Origin of the sequence: Pseudomonas sp. D3-27, from assembly GCF_051132165.1 — a bacterium.
GTDB lineage: Bacteria > Pseudomonadota > Gammaproteobacteria > Pseudomonadales > Pseudomonadaceae > Aquipseudomonas.
On sequence record NZ_CP071667.1, the window covers coordinates 3,427,965 to 3,443,962 of the forward strand.

Annotated in this window: 14 protein-coding genes; 6 read left to right on the forward strand and 8 right to left on the reverse strand. The window is 62.9% G+C overall.

From position 1 onward, the window contains the following. Window positions 1-9 precede the first annotated feature (9 nt). The 3 genes from J3P92_RS15380 to J3P92_RS15390 form a co-directional block, all read right to left on the reverse strand. Window positions 10-1,242, reverse strand: coding sequence for a nucleoside permease (locus J3P92_RS15380; protein ID WP_420765905.1), 1,233 nt, complete (start codon window positions 1,240-1,242; stop codon window positions 10-12). Between the two features lie 238 nt (window positions 1,243-1,480). Then, window positions 1,481-2,560 (reverse strand): sugar phosphate isomerase/epimerase family protein, encoded by a 1,080-nt coding sequence (locus tag J3P92_RS15385; RefSeq protein WP_434648097.1) that lies wholly within the window; start codon window positions 2,558-2,560, stop codon window positions 1,481-1,483. Further along, a complete protein-coding gene (locus J3P92_RS15390; protein ID WP_434606504.1) occupies window positions 2,557-3,732 on the reverse strand; it encodes a Gfo/Idh/MocA family protein in 1,176 nt (391 codons plus the stop codon). The genes J3P92_RS15385 and J3P92_RS15390 overlap by 4 nt, the downstream gene beginning before the upstream one ends. A gap of 174 nt (window positions 3,733-3,906) precedes the next feature. Between J3P92_RS15390 and J3P92_RS15395 the strand changes: the two genes are divergently transcribed. The 4 genes from J3P92_RS15395 (at window position 3,907) to J3P92_RS15410 (ending at window position 8,452) form a co-directional block, all read left to right on the forward strand. Further along, window positions 3,907-4,917, forward strand: coding sequence for a LacI family DNA-binding transcriptional regulator (locus J3P92_RS15395; protein ID WP_434651140.1), 1,011 nt, complete (start codon window positions 3,907-3,909; stop codon window positions 4,915-4,917). Window positions 4,918-5,012: 95 nt separating this feature from the next. After that, window positions 5,013-5,966, forward strand: coding sequence for a TAXI family TRAP transporter solute-binding subunit (locus tag J3P92_RS15400; protein ID WP_434559551.1), 954 nt, complete (start codon window positions 5,013-5,015; stop codon window positions 5,964-5,966). A 78-nt stretch (window positions 5,967-6,044) separates the two neighbouring features. Beyond that, window positions 6,045-8,072 (forward strand): TRAP transporter permease, encoded by a 2,028-nt coding sequence (locus J3P92_RS15405; RefSeq protein WP_420765901.1) that lies wholly within the window; start codon window positions 6,045-6,047, stop codon window positions 8,070-8,072. Continuing rightward, window positions 8,069-8,452, forward strand: a complete 384-nt coding sequence (locus J3P92_RS15410; protein ID WP_434648100.1) for a DUF1850 domain-containing protein — start codon at window positions 8,069-8,071, stop codon at window positions 8,450-8,452. Before J3P92_RS15405 ends, J3P92_RS15410 begins: the two co-directional genes overlap by 4 nt. Window positions 8,453-8,456: 4 nt before the next feature. Here J3P92_RS15410 and J3P92_RS15415 read toward each other — a convergent pair whose 3' ends face one another. Continuing rightward, window positions 8,457-9,074 (reverse strand): TetR/AcrR family transcriptional regulator, encoded by a 618-nt coding sequence (locus J3P92_RS15415; protein WP_434606514.1) that lies wholly within the window; start codon window positions 9,072-9,074, stop codon window positions 8,457-8,459. A gap of 163 nt (window positions 9,075-9,237) precedes the next feature. Here J3P92_RS15415 and J3P92_RS15420 point away from each other — a divergent pair, with 163 nt between their 5' ends. Continuing rightward, window positions 9,238-9,678 (forward strand): hotdog fold domain-containing protein, encoded by a 441-nt coding sequence (locus J3P92_RS15420; protein ID WP_434648103.1) that lies wholly within the window; start codon window positions 9,238-9,240, stop codon window positions 9,676-9,678. A gap of 131 nt (window positions 9,679-9,809) precedes the next feature. Here the strand turns inward: J3P92_RS15420 and J3P92_RS15425 are convergent, their stop codons facing one another. Further along, a complete protein-coding gene (locus J3P92_RS15425) occupies window positions 9,810-10,898 on the reverse strand; it encodes an SMP-30/gluconolactonase/LRE family protein (protein WP_420765897.1) in 1,089 nt (362 codons plus the stop codon). Window positions 10,899-11,259: 361 nt separating this feature from the next. Between J3P92_RS15425 and J3P92_RS15430 the strand changes: the two genes are divergently transcribed. Then, a complete protein-coding gene (locus tag J3P92_RS15430; protein WP_434564123.1) occupies window positions 11,260-12,147 on the forward strand; it encodes an EamA family transporter in 888 nt (295 codons plus the stop codon). A 100-nt stretch (window positions 12,148-12,247) separates the two neighbouring features. Here J3P92_RS15430 and J3P92_RS15435 read toward each other — a convergent pair whose 3' ends face one another. The 3 genes from J3P92_RS15435 to ggt all read right to left on the reverse strand — a co-directional run bounded on the left by J3P92_RS15435 (window position 12,248) and on the right by ggt (window position 15,938). Then, window positions 12,248-12,886, reverse strand: a complete 639-nt coding sequence (locus J3P92_RS15435; RefSeq protein ID WP_434648106.1) for a Vgb family protein — start codon at window positions 12,884-12,886, stop codon at window positions 12,248-12,250. Between the two features lie 34 nt (window positions 12,887-12,920). Continuing rightward, window positions 12,921-14,141: a helix-turn-helix domain-containing protein gene (locus J3P92_RS15440; protein WP_434651141.1), complete on the reverse strand. Its 1,221-nt coding sequence runs from the start codon at window positions 14,139-14,141 to the stop codon at window positions 12,921-12,923. Window positions 14,142-14,210: 69 nt separating this feature from the next. After that, the gene (gene ggt / locus J3P92_RS15445; protein ID WP_434559563.1) at window positions 14,211-15,938 is read right to left on the reverse strand and encodes a gamma-glutamyltransferase; all 1,728 of its coding nucleotides are present in this window, start codon (window positions 15,936-15,938) and stop codon (window positions 14,211-14,213) included. Window positions 15,939-15,998: the final 60 nt, after the last annotated feature.

Sequence of the window (15,998 nt, forward strand, 5' to 3'; positions counted from 1 at the left end):
TGCCCTCGCTCATGCCTCGGACGGTGCCACGACCCCTTGCCGACCACTGAAGGTCAGCAGGAAACACACGAATACCACCAGCGCAAAACCGGCCGGGAACAGCCAGATGCTTTTCCAATCGTGCCCGCCTGCCACGACAAAGTGATCGGTCACCTGCCCCGCCACCCAGAAACCGATCAACATCCCCACGCCATAGGTCGCCAGGGTTATCAAGCCCTGGGCCGAGCTGCGCAGGTGTTTGGGCGCCTTGGCGTCGGTGTAGATCTGCCCCGAGACAAAGAAGAAGTCGTAGCAGATGCCGTGCAGGGCGATGCCGATGAACAGCATGAATGCCAGCTCACCGTTATCGCCATAGGCAAACAACACGTAGCGCAACGCCCACGCCAGCATGCCCACCAGCAACGCCAACTTGATGCCGAAGCGCTGGATGAACAGCGGCAACAGCAACATGAACAGCACCTCGGAGACTTGCCCGATGGCCATTTTCGCCGTCGGGTTGGTCATCCCGGTTTCGGCCAGGAACGGGTTGGCGTTCTGGTAATAAAACGCCAAGGGAATGCAGATCAGTATCGAGGCGATGAAGAACACCAGGTAGCTGCGATCCTTGAGCAGGCCCAACGCATCGAGCCCCAGGGACTGCTTGATGCCGCGGGTGCTCGCTTGCTCCTTGAGCGGTGCCGTGGCGGGCAGCGTGAAGCTGTAGAGCCCGAGGACCAGCGAAGCGACCGCGGCCATCAGGAAAGTATTGCGCAGGCCGCCCGCTGAGATCGACTCGCGCGAATCCCAGGCGAACGCATAGCTGATCACCACGCAGGCGAGGATCCAACCGAGGGTGCCCCAGACTCGAATCCGCGAGAATTCCAGCGCGGGGTCGCGCATCTGCCGGAAGGCCACGGAATTGACCAGGGCCAACGTCGGCATGTAGATCACCATATAAGCCAGCACGAACGGGTAGAACGCGCTGAAGTCCACCGCCGAATACAACCGGTACAACAAGACCGCGCCCACCAGGTGCAACACCGCCAGGATGCGCTCGGCGTTGAAGTAGCGATCGGCGATCAGGCCGATCACGAACGGCGCGATGATCGCGCCCCAGGACTGGGTGGCGAAGGCCCTGCCGACCTGCTCGCCGCTGGCGCCCAGGGTGTTGGACAGGAACGTGCCGAGGGTGACGAACCAGCCACCCCAGATAAAGAATTGCAGGAACATCATCGTGCTGAGGCGTGCGTACATCGTCGTCATGACCGTCACCGTCTTGTTGTTGTTTTTGTTGAAACAAAGTCGTGCGCTGCTGTTGCCGCCTGCTTTTTGTGGCCTGCTTTTGTGGCGAGGGAGCTTGCTCCCGCTCGGCCGGTCCAATGCTTCGGGCGCAGCAGTCGTAAAACCAGGCAACGCGGTCTGCCTGGAACATTGTATTTGGGGCGGCTTCGCCACCCAGCGGGAGCAAGCTCCCTCGCCACAAGGCTTCTGCGATCAGCCGTTACCCAGACAACCCCAACAACCGCCGATTGGATGCCTCATCCGCCGTGACCCCGGCAAAATCATCGAACGCCTTGGCCGTCCTGGTGATCATGTGCCGCTGGATAAACGCCGCGCCTTCGGCCGCCCCCTGTTGCGAATCCTTCAGGCAGCATTCCCATTCCAAAACCGCCCAGCCGTCGAAGCCGTATTGGGTCAGCTTGCTGAAAATCGCCTTGAAGTCGATCTGCCCATCGCCCAGGGAACGGAACCGGCCGGGGCGGTCCACCCAGCCCTGGTAGCCGCCATAGACACCGGAGCGGGCGTCAGGGCGGAATTCGGCGTCCTTGACGTGGAACATCCGGATGCGCCCGTGGTAGCGGTCGATAAAGCCCAGGTAGTCCATCTGTTGCAGCAGCAGGTGGCTGGGGTCGTAGAGAATGGCGGCCCGTGGGTGATGATCGACGGCTTGCAGGAAGCGCTCGAACGAGGCGCCGTCATGCAGGTCTTCGCCAGGGTGGATCTCGTAGCACAGGTCCACGCCGGCCACGTCGAAGCAGTCGAGGATCGGCAGCCAGCGCCGGGCCAGTTCGGCGAAACCTTGCTCGACCAGTCCTGTGGGCCGCTGCGGCCACGGGTACATGTAGGGCCACAACAAAGCTCCGGAAAACGTCGCGTGGGCCTTCAGGCCCAGGCGCTGGCTGGCGCGAGCCGCCAGTTTCAATTGCTCGATGGCCCACTCGGTGCGCGCCTGAGGCTGGCCGCGCAGGTGGGCCGGGGCGAAGTCATCGAACAGCGCGTCGAACGCCGGATGCACCGCCACCAGTTGCCCTTGCAGGTGCGTCGACAACTCGCTGATCTCGACGCCGGCCGCCGCGCAGGTGGCCGTGAGTTCATCGCAATAATCCTGGCTCTCGGCGGCCCGGGCCAGGTCGATGTAACGCGTGCCCAAGGTCGGCAATTGGATGGCCTTGTAGCCTTGTGAGGCGGCCCATCGGGCGATGTCCGCCAGGGTATCGAACGGCGCTTCATCGGACATGAACTGCGCCAGGAAGATCGCCGGCCCGCGCAGGCCTCCTGGTGTTTGGTCGTGTGTATTCACAGCTGCGACTCTCCGGTTTCCAGCGCGGTCCACTTTGTGTCGCCCCGGTGATTGATGAGGGCCGCCTCGATAAACGCCATGCCGCGCAAACCGGTCTCGATGCCGGGTACGCCAGGAACGTCCGGCCCTTCCACCCGCGCCCGAATGGCCCGGGCAAAATCGCCGTACAGGTTGGCCATCGCCTCCAGATAACCCTCCGGATGCCCCGCCGGCAGACGCATGCGCTGAGTCGCCGCCTCGCACAGCCAAGGCTGGCCGACACCCCCGCGCAGAATGCGCAGCGGTTGGTCGAAGGCGCGGTGGATCAGGCTCGACGGCTCTTCCTGGCGCCATTGCAGCGCGCCCTTGTCGCCATAGACGCGGATCTTCAGCGGGTTTTCTTCGCCGGTGCAGACCTGGCTGGCCAGCAACACGCCGGTGGCGCCGTCCTTCATCTTGAAGAGCATCGCTGCGTCATCGTCCAACTGCCGCCCCGGAACATGGGTGCCCAGGGTGGCGCAGAGTTGCTGGATGGGTTGGTCCGCGACGAACTCCGCCAGGGAAAACGCATGGGTGCCAATGTCGCCGATGCAACCGCCCAACCCGGACTGGGCCGGATCATCGCGCCACTCGGCCTGCTTGTTGCCTTGGGCGGCGACGTCCTGGCTGAGCCAGCCTTGGGGGTACTCGACGAATACTTTGCGCACCTTGCCGATCAGGCCTGAGCGAACCATTTCACGGGCCTGCCAGACCATCGGATAACCCAGGTAGGTGTGGGCCAGGCCGTAGAGGCAACGACTGCCTTGCAACACGTCCTTGAGGGCCAATAACTGCTTGAGGTTCAGCGCGGCGGGTTTCTCGCTGAACACGTGGAAACCGGCTTTCAACGCCTGGCTGGCAATCGGTGCATGGAGGTGATTGGGCGTGACGATCACCAGCAATTCCATGCGTTGGTCCAGCGGCAGCAACGCTTCAGCGTCGAGCATCTGCTGCCAGTCGTGGTAACAACGGGACGCGGCGAGCCCCAGGGCCGCACCGGTCTGTCGATTGTTGTGAGGGTCGCGGCTGAACGCGCCGCACACCAGCTCGAAACCGCCGTCCAGGCCCGCCGCCTGGCGATGGGCCTGGCCGATGAACGCGCCCTCCCCACCGCCAACGAAGCCCATTCTTATTTTGGGTGCTACAGGATTCATCGCGACTCTCTTCTGTCCGGATCGATGATGTAACCGGTTACATCATGACGGGAATCTAGGCTCGGTTTTGCCCCGTGTCAAACCCCTTGCATCGCCGATGAGCGTTTGTCAGCTATCGAACCTGCGGTAAGCTCGCGGTCATGCCTGTTTTCAAGGCGCCGAATCGAGGTGAATTTGTCCAATATCCGTGAAGTGGCCCGGCTGGCCGGCGTGTCGGTGGCAACCGTGTCCAGAGCACTCAAGTCCCCGGAGCGGGTGCTGCCCCAGACGCGGGACAAGGTCAACGCAGCCGTGCTGCAAGCCGGTTATCGACCGAACCTGATGGCGGTGCAGTTTCGCTCCCGACGTACCGGCAACCTGGTGATCCTGGTGCCGAAAATCGCCAACACTTTTTTCGCCCGCGTCATCAGCGGCGCCCAACAAGCGGCGCAAGCGGCCGGTTATCGGCTGCTGCTGTGCGACACCCAGGGCCGCGAAGCCATCGAGCAGGAATTCGCTGCCCTGGTCTATGCCCATCAGGCCGACGGCGTGATCCAATTGCGCGCCGGCGACCCCTTCATCTCCCTGCCTCCCGGCACCGACGCGCTACCGCTGGTCAACGCCTGTGAAGTGGTGAAGGCCGCGCCCTACCCGACCATCAGCCTGGATAACCGCAGCGCGGCGCGCGCCATGACCGAGCACCTGATCGGGCTTGGCCACCGGCGCATCGGCATCATCAAAGGCCCGCGCAGCAGCCCTCTGACCCTGGACCGTGTGGCCGGTTACCAGGACGCCCTGCGCAACGCCGGTATCGCCCTTGCACCTGAACTGATCTGCCACGGGGATTTCACTCTTAAGGCCGGCTACGAAGGAGCCGGGACAATGCTCGCCTTGACCGAACGCCCCAGCGCGCTGTTCTGCGAGAACGACGAAATGGCCATCGGCGCGCTCAAGCGCATCAAGCAGACGGGGTTGCGGGTGCCCGAGGATATTTCCCTGGTGGGTTTTGACGACATTCCGTTTGCCGCGTATTGCGACCCGCCGTTGACGACCATCTCCCAACCGGCCGAAACCTTCGGCCAGAAAGCGGTGGACATGTTGATCGCCTTGATCGAGAACAAGCCCATCACCCAGCGACACGTGCGCCTACCGTTCGAGCTGACCGTGCGCGGCAGCAGCGCGGCGCCAGGCAGCCACCTTGTTTAATCCGACATACCGTTAACTGCCTATTCGCCATCAAGCACGTTTCGACTACAGTGGGGGGACTCTGCATAAAGCCATAACAAGACGGAGAGTTCCCAATGCGAGTCAACAAGCGCTTCACCTTCCTGGCCGCCGCCGCAGCCTTGGCGGTCACCACCGCCGCTCATGCGGCTCCACCGGTGTTCATCAACATCCTGACCGGGGGCACCAGCGGAGTGTATTACCCGATCGGGGTCGGGCTTTCACAGATCTACAGCAGCGGCATCGAGGGCTCCAAAACGTCGGTCCAGGCCACCAAGGCGTCGGTGGAGAACCTCAACCTGCTGCAAGCCGGGCGCGGGGAGCTGGCGCTGGCCTTGGGCGACTCGGTCGCCGATGCGAAAAACGGCGTGGAGGATGCCGGCTTCAAGGCACCGCTCACCAAACTGCGAGCGATTGCGGGCGCCTACCCCAATTACATCCAGATCGTTGCCAGCGAGGAATCGGGGATCAAGACCCTGGCAGACCTCAAGGGCAAAACCGTCTCCGTGGGCGCGGCTAAATCCGGCACCGAACTCAACGCCCGGGCGATCTTCAAGGCGGCCGGCCTGACCTACAACGACATGAAGGTCCAATACCTGCCCTTCGCCGAGTCGGTCGACCTGATCAAGAACCGCCAACTGGACGCCACCCTGCAATCCTCTGGCCTGGGCATGGCGGCGATTCGTGACCTGGCGTCAACGATGAAGCTGAACTACGTGTCGATTCCCACCGACGTGGTGGAAAAAATCGGCAACCCGGCCTACCAGAGCGCGATGATCCCCGCCAACACCTACGACGGCCAGGCTGAGGCCGTGCCCACCGTGGCCATCACCAATATCCTGGTGACACACAAGGATGTCCCGGACGAGGTGGCCTACCAAATGACCAAGCTGATGTTCGACAACCTCACCCGCCTGAGCACCTCCCATTCAGCGGCCAAGGACATCTCGCTGAAGAACGCCGCGAAAAACCTGCCGATCGCCCTGCACCCCGGTGCCGAGCGCTACTACAAGGAAGTGGGCGCGCTATAGCCCCTGGACTGCAACGGCGCTCGGCGCCGTTGCAGCATTGCGTTTCGCATCCGCAAGTCGACAACAGGCAGGCATCTCATGAGTGAAGACCAGCACGGCATCGCCACGGACCCGCGGGACTGGCCCAAGACGCTGTTCTACGTGGCGTTGCTGTTTTCCATCTTTCAAATCATCACGGCAGCCTTCTCACCAGTTTCCAGCATTGTGTTGCGGGCGGTGCATGTGGGCTTTCTGCTGTGGGTGGTGTTTCTGAGCTACCCGGCCCACGGCAAGCAAAGGCCATGGCAACCCCTGGCCTGGGCGTTGGGGCTGGCGGGGATGGCCACGGCGCTCTATCAATGGGTGTTCGAGGCCGACCTGATCCAGCGCTCCGGCGACCTGACGACTGCCGACATGGTCGTCGGCGTCGTCCTGATCGTGCTGGTGTTCGAGGCGGCACGGCGAGTGATGGGCATCGCGCTGCCGATCATCTGCGGCCTGTTCCTGGCCTATGGCCTGTTCGGCGAACACCTGCCAGGCGACCTGGCCCATCGCGGCTACGGCGTCGATCAGCTCGTCAACCAACTGTCCTTCGGCACCGAAGGGCTCTACGGCACGCCGACCTACGTATCGGCCACCTACATTTTCCTGTTCATCCTGTTTGGCGCCTTCCTGGAAAAGGCCGGCATGATCAAGCTGTTCACCGATTTCGCCATGGGCCTGTTCGGTCACAAGCTTGGCGGTCCGGCGAAGGTGTCGGTGGTGTCATCGGCGCTCATGGGCACCATCACCGGCTCGGGTATCGCCAACGTGGTGACGACCGGGCAGTTCACCATTCCGCTGATGAAACGCTTTGGCTACAAGGCGGCGTTCGCCGGCGGCGTGGAAGCGACGTCGAGCATGGGCAGCCAGATCATGCCGCCGGTGATGGGCGCGGTGGCGTTCATCATGGCCGAGACCATCAACGTGCCGTTCGTGGAAATCGCCAAGGCCGCGTTGATCCCGGCGTGCCTGTATTTCGGCTCGGTGTTCTGGATGGTTCACCTGGAAGCCAAGCGCTCCGACCTCAAGGGCCTGCCCAAGGATCAATGCCCGAGCGCCTGGGGCGCGGTCAAGGAAAGCTGGTTCCTGCTGATCCCGCTGGGGGTGCTGGTGTACCTGCTGTTTTCCGGACGCACGCCGTTGTTTTCCGGCATGGTCGGGCTGGCACTGACGGCCATCGTGATTCTCGGCTCGGCGATCATCCTCAAAGTCTCGAGCTACGCCTTGCGCTGCGCCTTCTGGGTCGCGCTGGGCATTCTGTGCGTCGGATTCTTCCGGATGGGCATCGGCATCGTGTTCGCGGTGATCGGCGTGCTGGTAGTGGCTTGCTGGTTCATGAAAGGCACTCGGGAAACCCTGGTCATCTGCCTGCACGCATTGGTGGATGGCGCTCGGCACGCCGTTCCGGTGGGGATCGCCTGCGCCTTGGTCGGCACCATCATCGCGGTGGTGTCGCTGACAGGCGTGGCGTCCACCTTCGCCGGTTACATCCTGGCGATCGGCAAGGACAACCTGTTCTTGTCGCTGCTGCTGACCATGCTCACTTGCCTGGTGCTGGGCATGGGCATCCCGACCATTCCGAACTACATCATCACCAGTTCGATTGCAGCGCCCGCGCTCTTGGAATTGGGCGTGCCGCTGATCGTGTCGCACATGTTCGTGTTCTATTTCGGCATCCTCGCCGACCTGACCCCGCCCGTGGCCCTGGCCTGCTTCGCCGCCGCGCCCATTGCCCGGGAAAGCGGGCTGAAAATCAGCTTCTGGGCGGTGCGCATCGCCCTCGCCGGCTTCGTCATTCCGTTCATGACGGTGTACAACCCGGCGCTGATGCTCCAGGGCGACAACCTGTGGATGACTGCCTACATGCTGGTCAAGACGTTGCTGGCAATCGGCCTATGGGGCATGGCGTCTACCGGTTACATGCAACAGAAAATGCCCATTTGGGAGCGTCTGATGTGCTTCGCCGCCGGTGCATTGCTGGTGGTTGCCCTGCCGCTGACCGATGAAATCGGCTTCGCCCTGGGTGCGCTGTTGATCGGGCAACACCTCTGGCGCGCCCGGCGTGTCGGGCGGGCCTTGGCGTGATTGGCTTGTGCCTGGGCCTGTCCGGCGTGGTCTGGGCGCAACTTGAACTCAGCGAGTTTACGTTGGCGTGGAATCACACCATCGAGAAGATCCGCTGGGAGGAGGACTACCGGGTCAGCGAACAGGGCCTGATCCTGGGTGAAGCCAGGGTCAAGGGCAATGGCGCCGGCATGGAAATTCCCGAAGGCGCACGCTTGGAGAACGGCAGCTGGCGATACCATCGCTCGCTGCCGCCCCTGCAACCGCTGAGGCTCGGCCGCGCCCCCCAGGCCGGGGATTATCAGCTGTGCGATGACGGCCATTGCCAGCCGATGGCCCATTGGCTGGGGCCGCCCGACGCGCAAAGACCAGCCGTGGAATTATGGAGCTGCCCGCTGTGATCAATCAGTCGCCGCTGATGGAGCGCCACGCCGCTTGCGCCAGTAGCGCCCGGTGAGCCTTCGGGCTGGAGGGCACCCGCCCCGCCAGCCATGCCCGGCAATAACTTTCAGACGCGCCGATGATCAACGAAAACATCAACTCGGCGGGATAGCGCTTGAGCGCCTCGCCCTGCTCTGCCGCGCTCAACCACTGCCAAAGCTGACCGTTGCGTGAGGTGTTGCGGCTGGCGAGTTCGTCCTTGAACGGTCCCTTGGTCACCGCAAAGCGCGCGTGATACTGGAAACGCGCCCATTCGGGTTGGCTGTCCACCCAATCGACGTAGCTATGGATCAACGCCTGCACGCCCTGCTCGGCGGTGGTTGCTTCGGACAGATATTGCTCGCGCAAACGCGCCTGATCGTCCAGGGCGGTGAAGAACAGCGCCGCCACCAAGCCTTCCTTGTTGCCGAAATGATGGTAGATGGCACCGACGCTGGTCTGGCATTCGGTGCGGATCATTTCAATGGTGGTCGCCTCGATGCCCTGCTCGTTGAACAGCGCCAGGGCCTTGCGAAAGATATCGCGCTTGAGTTCAGCCCTTCTGCCGGGGAAGGCGCGTTCGAGTAGATCTGCTGTTTCCATGCTTGGCATAACCGGTTTTTTTGGATGGGACCGGGCACTGGCTGCCCGTGACGAAGTGGGCACAGCTTGACAGATTCGCCGCCGACAGAATACCGTTCCGTTACAGAATATTATTCTGTATTAGAACACTATTCCGTAACCCCACTTGTCAGCGAGGCTTCACATGAATCAGGTTCTCGGTATGTTCAACAGCGCAGGTCCGGATGCTTTCAGCAAAATGGCCTGTCAGATGGCACCGTACTTTTCCACTATCAACCCGCTGGTCACAGAGTTGCGCCAGGGCGCGGCGACCGTGCAGGTGCCGTTTCGCAAGGAAATCACCAATCACCTGGGCACCGTCCACGCCATCGCCATGTGCAACGCCGCCGAGCTCGCCGCTGGCATGATGACCAACGTTTCCATCCCCGACGGCGCCCGGTGGATTCCCAAAGGCATGACCGTGCAATACCTGGCCAAGGCCAAGAGCGACGTGACGGCGGTGGCGAAAGGCGACGAGGTGGATTGGCAGACCGAAGGCGACAAGGTCGTGCCGGTGGACATTCATGATGCGCAGGGGAAGAAAGTATTCACGGCGCAGATCACCATGAACGTGAAGTTGGGTTGAAATCGAGGGCGTCGGGGACGCCCTTTGTCGATGAAAGCTAGATGTTCGTGGCGAGGAAGCTTGCTCCCGCTCAATTGCGCAGCAATCGCAATGGCAACTCAAGCCCCCAGCCAGTCATTGGTGCCTGAGGGTCAGGCGAAGGTGGCTCCTCGGGTGTTCACGAACAGCGAGTACAGCGAGTGGCTGCCGGCCATGAACAGCCGGTTGCCTTCTCGCCCGCCGAAGCAGACGTTGGGGCAGCGTTCCGGCAACGAAATGTGCCCGATGGCCTTGCCCTCGGGATTGAATACCCGCACGCCGTCGAGTTTCTCCAGGTCGGCCTTGGGGTCGCCATTCCCGCCCCAACCGCACCAGAGGTTACCGCTCTCGTCGCACTTGATGCCGTCGATGGCCGCATAGTCGAGCCCTTCGATATGCTTGCGTCGCTCGCCCAGGGTGCCGTCGTCCTTGACCGTGATCGCCCAGACCAGACGGTTCGGCTTGGCCCGCCCTTCGACCACATAAAGGATTTTTTCATCCGGGGAAAAGCACAAGCCATTCGGCCCCGCCAAATCGTCGATCACCCGGCTGAGCTTGCCGGTCGCGCCGTCGATCCGGTACACCGCGTGGGGCTGCGCCGGGGTGACTTTATGCCCCTCATAGTTATTGCCGGTCTGGAACGGCGGGTCGGTGAACCAGATCGAGCCATCCCGCTTGCAGACGATGTCATTCGGCGAATTCAATGGCTTGCCGTCGAAACTGTCGGCCAGCACGGTGATGGTGCCGTTGTGTTCGGTACGGGTGATACGCCGCCCTTCGGTGGACGTGGTCGAGCCCTCACAGACCAGCAACCGTCCTTGGCGATCGCGGCACATGCCATTGGAGAAGTTCGAGTTCTCGCGGTACACCGACAAACCTCCGGTGACTTCGTCCCAACGCACGATGCGGTTGTTGGGGATGTCACTGACCAGCAGGTAACGACCGTCACCGATCCACACCGGCCCTTCCGCCCAGCGCAAGCCATCGGCGAGCTTCTCGACGCTGGCATTGAAGATGCGCAAGTCCATGAAGCTGGGGTCGAGGATATTGATCAGAGGGTCTGGATAGCGCTGGCTCAAAGGCGCGGCCTGGGCGAGCCCGGGAAGATTTCCCAGCGTCGCGGCGGCGGCCGAGACCACAAGGGATTTTTTCAGGAAAATCCGGCGCCCCTGATCGGCGGTTGCAGGTTGCGAAGCATCCATCGTACGTCTCCGTTAATTATTATTGGACGGGGAAGATTGTTTTACTCTCTGATAAGACATCGTACAAGGTGTAAAACACGGTGGCATCATGGGACTTGCGGCCTGATCCTCGACGATGCGAAACCGCCTTGAACACGCCGGTATTACTGATCTGTACCGAATCAGGGTTTGCGCCAGGCTTGTTCGCTCCTGCCATATGGGGTAAAAATCCGACCCATGTTGTACGACAACAAAATCAAAAAGCCCTTTGAAGGGCTTAATTCACTCCCCTTTGAGACGTCCTGCCATGACCCGCTCCACCGCCGCATCCAATACCCCTGTTCCCTTTCCCCGCCATATCGCCGTGCTTGTCCTGCTTTGCATGGGGTGCGCCTTTGCCGGCAACCATGTCGCCGCGCGGGCGGCGTTCGATGATGGCGCCGGCGTGCTGCTGGCGATCCTGCTGCGCTCGGGCGGAACGTTGCTGGTATTGGCGGCGATGGTGCTGTGGCAACGGCAAAGCCTTCGCTTGCCCGCCGGCGCCTGGCGCTGGCAGTTGCTGCTGGGCGTGTTGATCGGCGCCCAGAGCCTATGCCTGTATTCCGCCGTGGCCCGGGTTCCGGTGGCGCTGGCGCTATTGGTGGGCAACGTGTTCCCGATCCTCCTGGCCCTGTTGACCTGGGCCCTAGGCGGCCCGCGCCCCACCGCCCGGACGGCGGCACTGATGGGCATGATCCTGGTGGGTCTGGTGTTCGTGCTGGAAGTGCCGACGCGGTTGGCCTCCCAGGCAGACGTCGGCCCGCAGTGGCTGTTGGGGGTTGGCCTGGCCTTCTGCGCCGCGTGCGTCTTCGCTTGTGCGTTGTGGATCACCGATCACAAGTTGTCCCAGGTGCGCGGATCGGTGCGCAGCCTGCTGACGATTTTCATTGTGTTCAGCAGCGTCAACCTCGCCGGCCTGACCGGCGCCCTGCCCGGCGGCCTCGACCTGCCCGCCAGCAGCACCGGTTGGTTCGCGCTCGCCACCCTGGTGGTGCTTTATGGGACGGGGTTCATCGTTTTGTTCATGTGCGTGCCACGCCTGGACATGCCGCGCAACGCCCCGGTGATGAACATCGAGCCGCTGGCGACACTGTTGATCGGCTGGCTGGTGCTGGACCAGATGCTCAACCCGGGGCAGATCCTGGGCGGCGCGATCGTGGTGACCGGCATCGTATTGCTGACCTGGCGCAAGGCCGAGCGGGTCAAGGCGCCGGTGGCTGCACACGATTGAACTGATTGACTGGCGCTCTAGTGCGTAGCAGGCCCAAAGAGTTTGGGCCCGCTGCGCGGTCCAGCGGGAGCAAGCTCTCTCGCCACGGGGGGGCGGTCGTTCAATCTCGAGCCGGCCGACGCACCGCCCTTACCTTGCCGCTGCCACCCCCGCCGCAGAAAAATCGGTCCGCGCCGTCGGACTCCAGCCCCGACACGCCGGTCCCCGGCGGCATCGTCACGCTTTCCAGTACTTGCGCCGTTTGCGGATCGATACGCCGCAATTCGCTATCGTCGTTTTCCCAGGTGCCATGCCACAGCTCGCCATCGACCCAAGTCACGCCCGTGACGAAACGGTTGGATTCGATCGTACGCACAATCCTGCCGTCGGCCGGATCGATCTGCAGGATCTTGCGCGCCTTGTACTGACCGACCCAGAGCGAACCTTCGGCCCAGGCCAGCCCGGAGTCATCGCCACTGTTGGGCGCCGGAATCGTCGCCAGTACCTGGCCAGTGCGCGGATCGATCTTGCGGATGCTGTCGCCGGCGATCTGGAACAGATGCTGGCCATCGAACGCGGTGCCGGCGTTCGCCGGGACGTCGAGGGTTTGCACGGTCCGGCCACTGGCGGGATCGAAGGCGTGAAGCTTTTCGCCCGAGGCGAACCAGACGCGCTCGCCGTCATGGCTCACGCCGTGGACGCAATCGACGCCAGGGAACGGGCCGTATTCACGCAGGATTTGTGCCTCTGAACGTTTCATCTCACATCGCCTCATCGGTGGGTGTGCTTGCATCCTAACCATCGAACGGCAGTGCAGTGAGTAACAATACGGTCGCGAATCCGGGCATTGACGGTACTGTCCAGCGCCGGGCCCGTGCGCGACCGAACGACTGCGCCTTGCCGCAAGCAGCCAGGTTTTCCAAGGCTCGTTGCACGCTGCGCTGGCTGGTGCCCAAGGCCAGCGCCAGGGCCGAACTGGACCAGGCTTCACCGTCCGCCAACAATGCCAGCACCGCCCCGTGGGGTTCCTCAACGACCCGCGCCAGGATCACGACTTCGTGGGCATGGTGTGGCGACAACCTGAAACCGCGCCGGGTTGCGACTACGCCAGCCATTGGGCGCAGCGCCTCTCGCAACCGTCCCATTTCAACCCGCAACCGGGCGCGATGGGTCTCGTCCGTCAATTTCAAACCAAAGGCTTGGGTCATGAGCGCTTCCCTCGACGCATCGCCGGGCCAGGCCTGGGCCAACCCACGGGCCAGGGCAAACAGCACCGGCCGCCGTACAAGCACGACCTGGACGCCCGCGCAGCGGATACCGAACCGGCAGGCATCCACAACCAGCGCCGGGCCGGCCAGCAGCGATTGCACCTCCTCCAGCACCAGCAAACGCTCTTCGCCTCGAGCGATCAGCCGGGCTGCGGGCGTACTCAGCATCCGCCAGGCGTTGTCGATTTCTCCGTTCAACGCGCTGATCCCTGTTTGTTGCGCGGCTTGCCCGGCCAGTTCCAAAGCCTCACGGGCGGTGTGCGCTTGCAGCCGTCGCATGGCAATTCCCGCAGCCACCAACTGGCACACCGCCCAGGACGCCAACGGCAAGCCGGCGGGCTCCAGGTCGATGAGCTTGAGTTGCGCCTCGTCGAGTCGACCGATCAGCAACAGGCGGCGGATCTCGATGATCCGTGCATGACCGGCGTTGGCCCAATCGCCGTGAGCTTCGAGCACCGTCCGGGCGGCGTCGAGGCGTTTCGGCGGCCAGGACAGGTCACGAGAGGCCAAGGCGATTTCACCTTCGGCCACGACACAGCGCGCCCGTGCCACGGCGTCCGTGGATCCGAAGGCCGTACCTGCCCGGCGCAACAGGCTCCTGGCTTTTTCCAGGTCCCCCAACTGAGCCATGGCGATGCCGCGGAGCGCGAGGGCCGGGGCATCATTGCGCAGGGCGACACGATTGAGCGCCGCCACGGGATCACCAGCCGCCAATGCGCGCGCCGCCGCGCCAATCGCCTCATCCACGGTCAGTGACCTTAATGGCAAGGGCGCTCTCTTCCACTGACCCGCGCAGCCTGATCCCTCGTTGAACGGTCAATAGCCCAACGACAACCCCGTGTTGCGACGCGGGTCGTTGGCACCGTAGAAACGGTTCTTGCCCACCGGCTTGCCGCCCAACGACGGCGCGCCCACGAGGATCGCGGCGATGTGGTTGGGGTCCTGCGGCCCAGCAAACTTATGGCCCCAGCTTTCCAGCAACTTGAGGGTATCGGGGCTGGCCGCGAAGGTCTCCAGATTGGTCTCCTCCGGCATCCACTGTTGATGGAAGCGCGGCGCGTCGACGGCTTCCTGTAAATTCATGCCGTAGTCGATCACGTTGAGGATGGTCAGCAAAGTCGCCGTGATGATGCGGCTGCCGCCCGGCGTGCCGACAACCATCACGGTCTTGCCGTCCTTGGTGACGATGGTCGGGCTCATGGACGACAGCGGCGCCTTGCCGGGCGCGATGGCATTGGCCTCGCCCTGCACCAGGCCGTACATGTTGGGCACGCCGACCTTGGAGGTGAAGTCATCCATTTCATCGTTGAGGATCACCCCGGTCTTGCTCGCCATCACGCCGGCACCGAACCAGTCGTTGAGGGTGTAGGTGACGGAGACGGCGTTGCCCCATTGATCGACGATCGAATAATGGGTGGTGTTGCTGCCCTCGTGGGGCGCCACGCCGGGCTTGATCTTCTGGGAGTCGCCGGCTTTCTGCGGCTCGATGGCGGCGCGCAGTTTCGCGGCGTAATTCTTGTCCAGCAGATGATCGATGGGGTTCTGCACGAAGTCCGGGTCGCCCAGGTAGCTGTTGCGGTCGACATAGGCGTGACGCATGGCTTCGATCTGGTAGTGCATGCCTTGGGCCGAATGGAAACCCAGGTCTTTCATCGGATAGCCATCGAGGATGTTCATGATCTGGCAAAGCACCACGCCACCTGAGCTGGGTGGCGGCGCGGAAATGATGTGATAGCCGCGATAATCGCACTCGACCGGCGCCAGTTCACGGGTCTTGTACTTGTCCAGGTCGGCCTGGGTGATGATGCCTTTGTTGGCCTGGCTGGACGTCACCAGCGCATCGGCGACCCAGCCTTTATAGAAGCCGTCGGCACCCTTGTCGGAAATCTCCCGCAGGGTCCTGGCGAGGTCTTTCTGCACCAGCTTCTGGCCGACCTGCATCGGCTCGCCGTTGTGCAGGAAGATTGCGCCGGAATCGCGCGCATCTTTCTTGAAGACATCCGTGGCGGTTTCCAGCAGATCCACGTCGCCCTGTTCCAGGACAAAACCGTCCTCGGCGAACTTGATCGCCGGCGCGATCAATTCCGCCCGGGGTTTGCTGCCGTATTTTTTCAGCGCCAGTTCCATGCCAGACACGGTGCCGGGTACGCCTACCGCCAAATGGCCGCGCGTGCTGAGCTCGGGGATGACGTTGCCTGCCTTGTCCAGGTACATGTCGGCCGTGGCGGCCAGGGGGGCTTTTTCACGGAAATCCAGGAAGGTCTTGCGGCCGTCGGCCATCTGCAAGGTCATGAAACCGCCACCCCCCAGGTTACCCGCCGCGGGATAAACCACCGCCAGGGCGTAGCCCACCGCCACTGCCGCATCAACGGCATTGCCACCGTTCTTTAGCACATCGACGCCGACATGGGTCGCCAGGTGTTGGGCCGTCACCACCATGCCGTTCTCGGCGGCAACCGGGGCCTGGGACGCGGCGTGGGCAGTCAGACAGTAAAGGGAAAGCGAGGTGGCGACGAGGGTCCGGGCCAGGGATTGGAACTTCATGAGTCGGTCTCTTCTTGTTTTAGGGTCGGGATCGCTTCAAAAGCACACAGGAGTATGGCT

What these genes read in the sequence shown, in the direction of transcription:
- J3P92_RS15380 (WP_420765905.1), bottom strand. Translation starts at nt 1,242, where the DNA reads ATGACGACGATGTACGCACGCCTCAGCACGATGATGTTCCTGCAATTC.
- J3P92_RS15390 (WP_434606504.1), bottom strand. Translation starts at nt 3,732, where the DNA reads ATGAATCCTGTAGCACCCAAAATAAGAATGGGCTTCGTTGGCGGTGGG.
- J3P92_RS15400 (WP_434559551.1), top strand. Translation starts at nt 5,013, where the DNA reads ATGCGAGTCAACAAGCGCTTCACCTTCCTGGCCGCCGCCGCAGCCTTG.
- J3P92_RS15405 (WP_420765901.1), top strand. Translation starts at nt 6,045, where the DNA reads ATGAGTGAAGACCAGCACGGCATCGCCACGGACCCGCGGGACTGGCCC.
- J3P92_RS15415 (WP_434606514.1), bottom strand. Translation starts at nt 9,074, where the DNA reads ATGGAAACAGCAGATCTACTCGAACGCGCCTTCCCCGGCAGAAGGGCT.
- J3P92_RS15420 (WP_434648103.1), top strand. Translation starts at nt 9,238, where the DNA reads ATGAATCAGGTTCTCGGTATGTTCAACAGCGCAGGTCCGGATGCTTTC.
- J3P92_RS15425 (WP_420765897.1), bottom strand. Translation starts at nt 10,898, where the DNA reads ATGGATGCTTCGCAACCTGCAACCGCCGATCAGGGGCGCCGGATTTTC.
- J3P92_RS15430 (WP_434564123.1), top strand. Translation starts at nt 11,260, where the DNA reads ATGGGGTGCGCCTTTGCCGGCAACCATGTCGCCGCGCGGGCGGCGTTC.
- J3P92_RS15435 (WP_434648106.1), bottom strand. Translation starts at nt 12,886, where the DNA reads ATGAAACGTTCAGAGGCACAAATCCTGCGTGAATACGGCCCGTTCCCT.
- ggt (WP_434559563.1), bottom strand. Translation starts at nt 15,938, where the DNA reads ATGAAGTTCCAATCCCTGGCCCGGACCCTCGTCGCCACCTCGCTTTCC.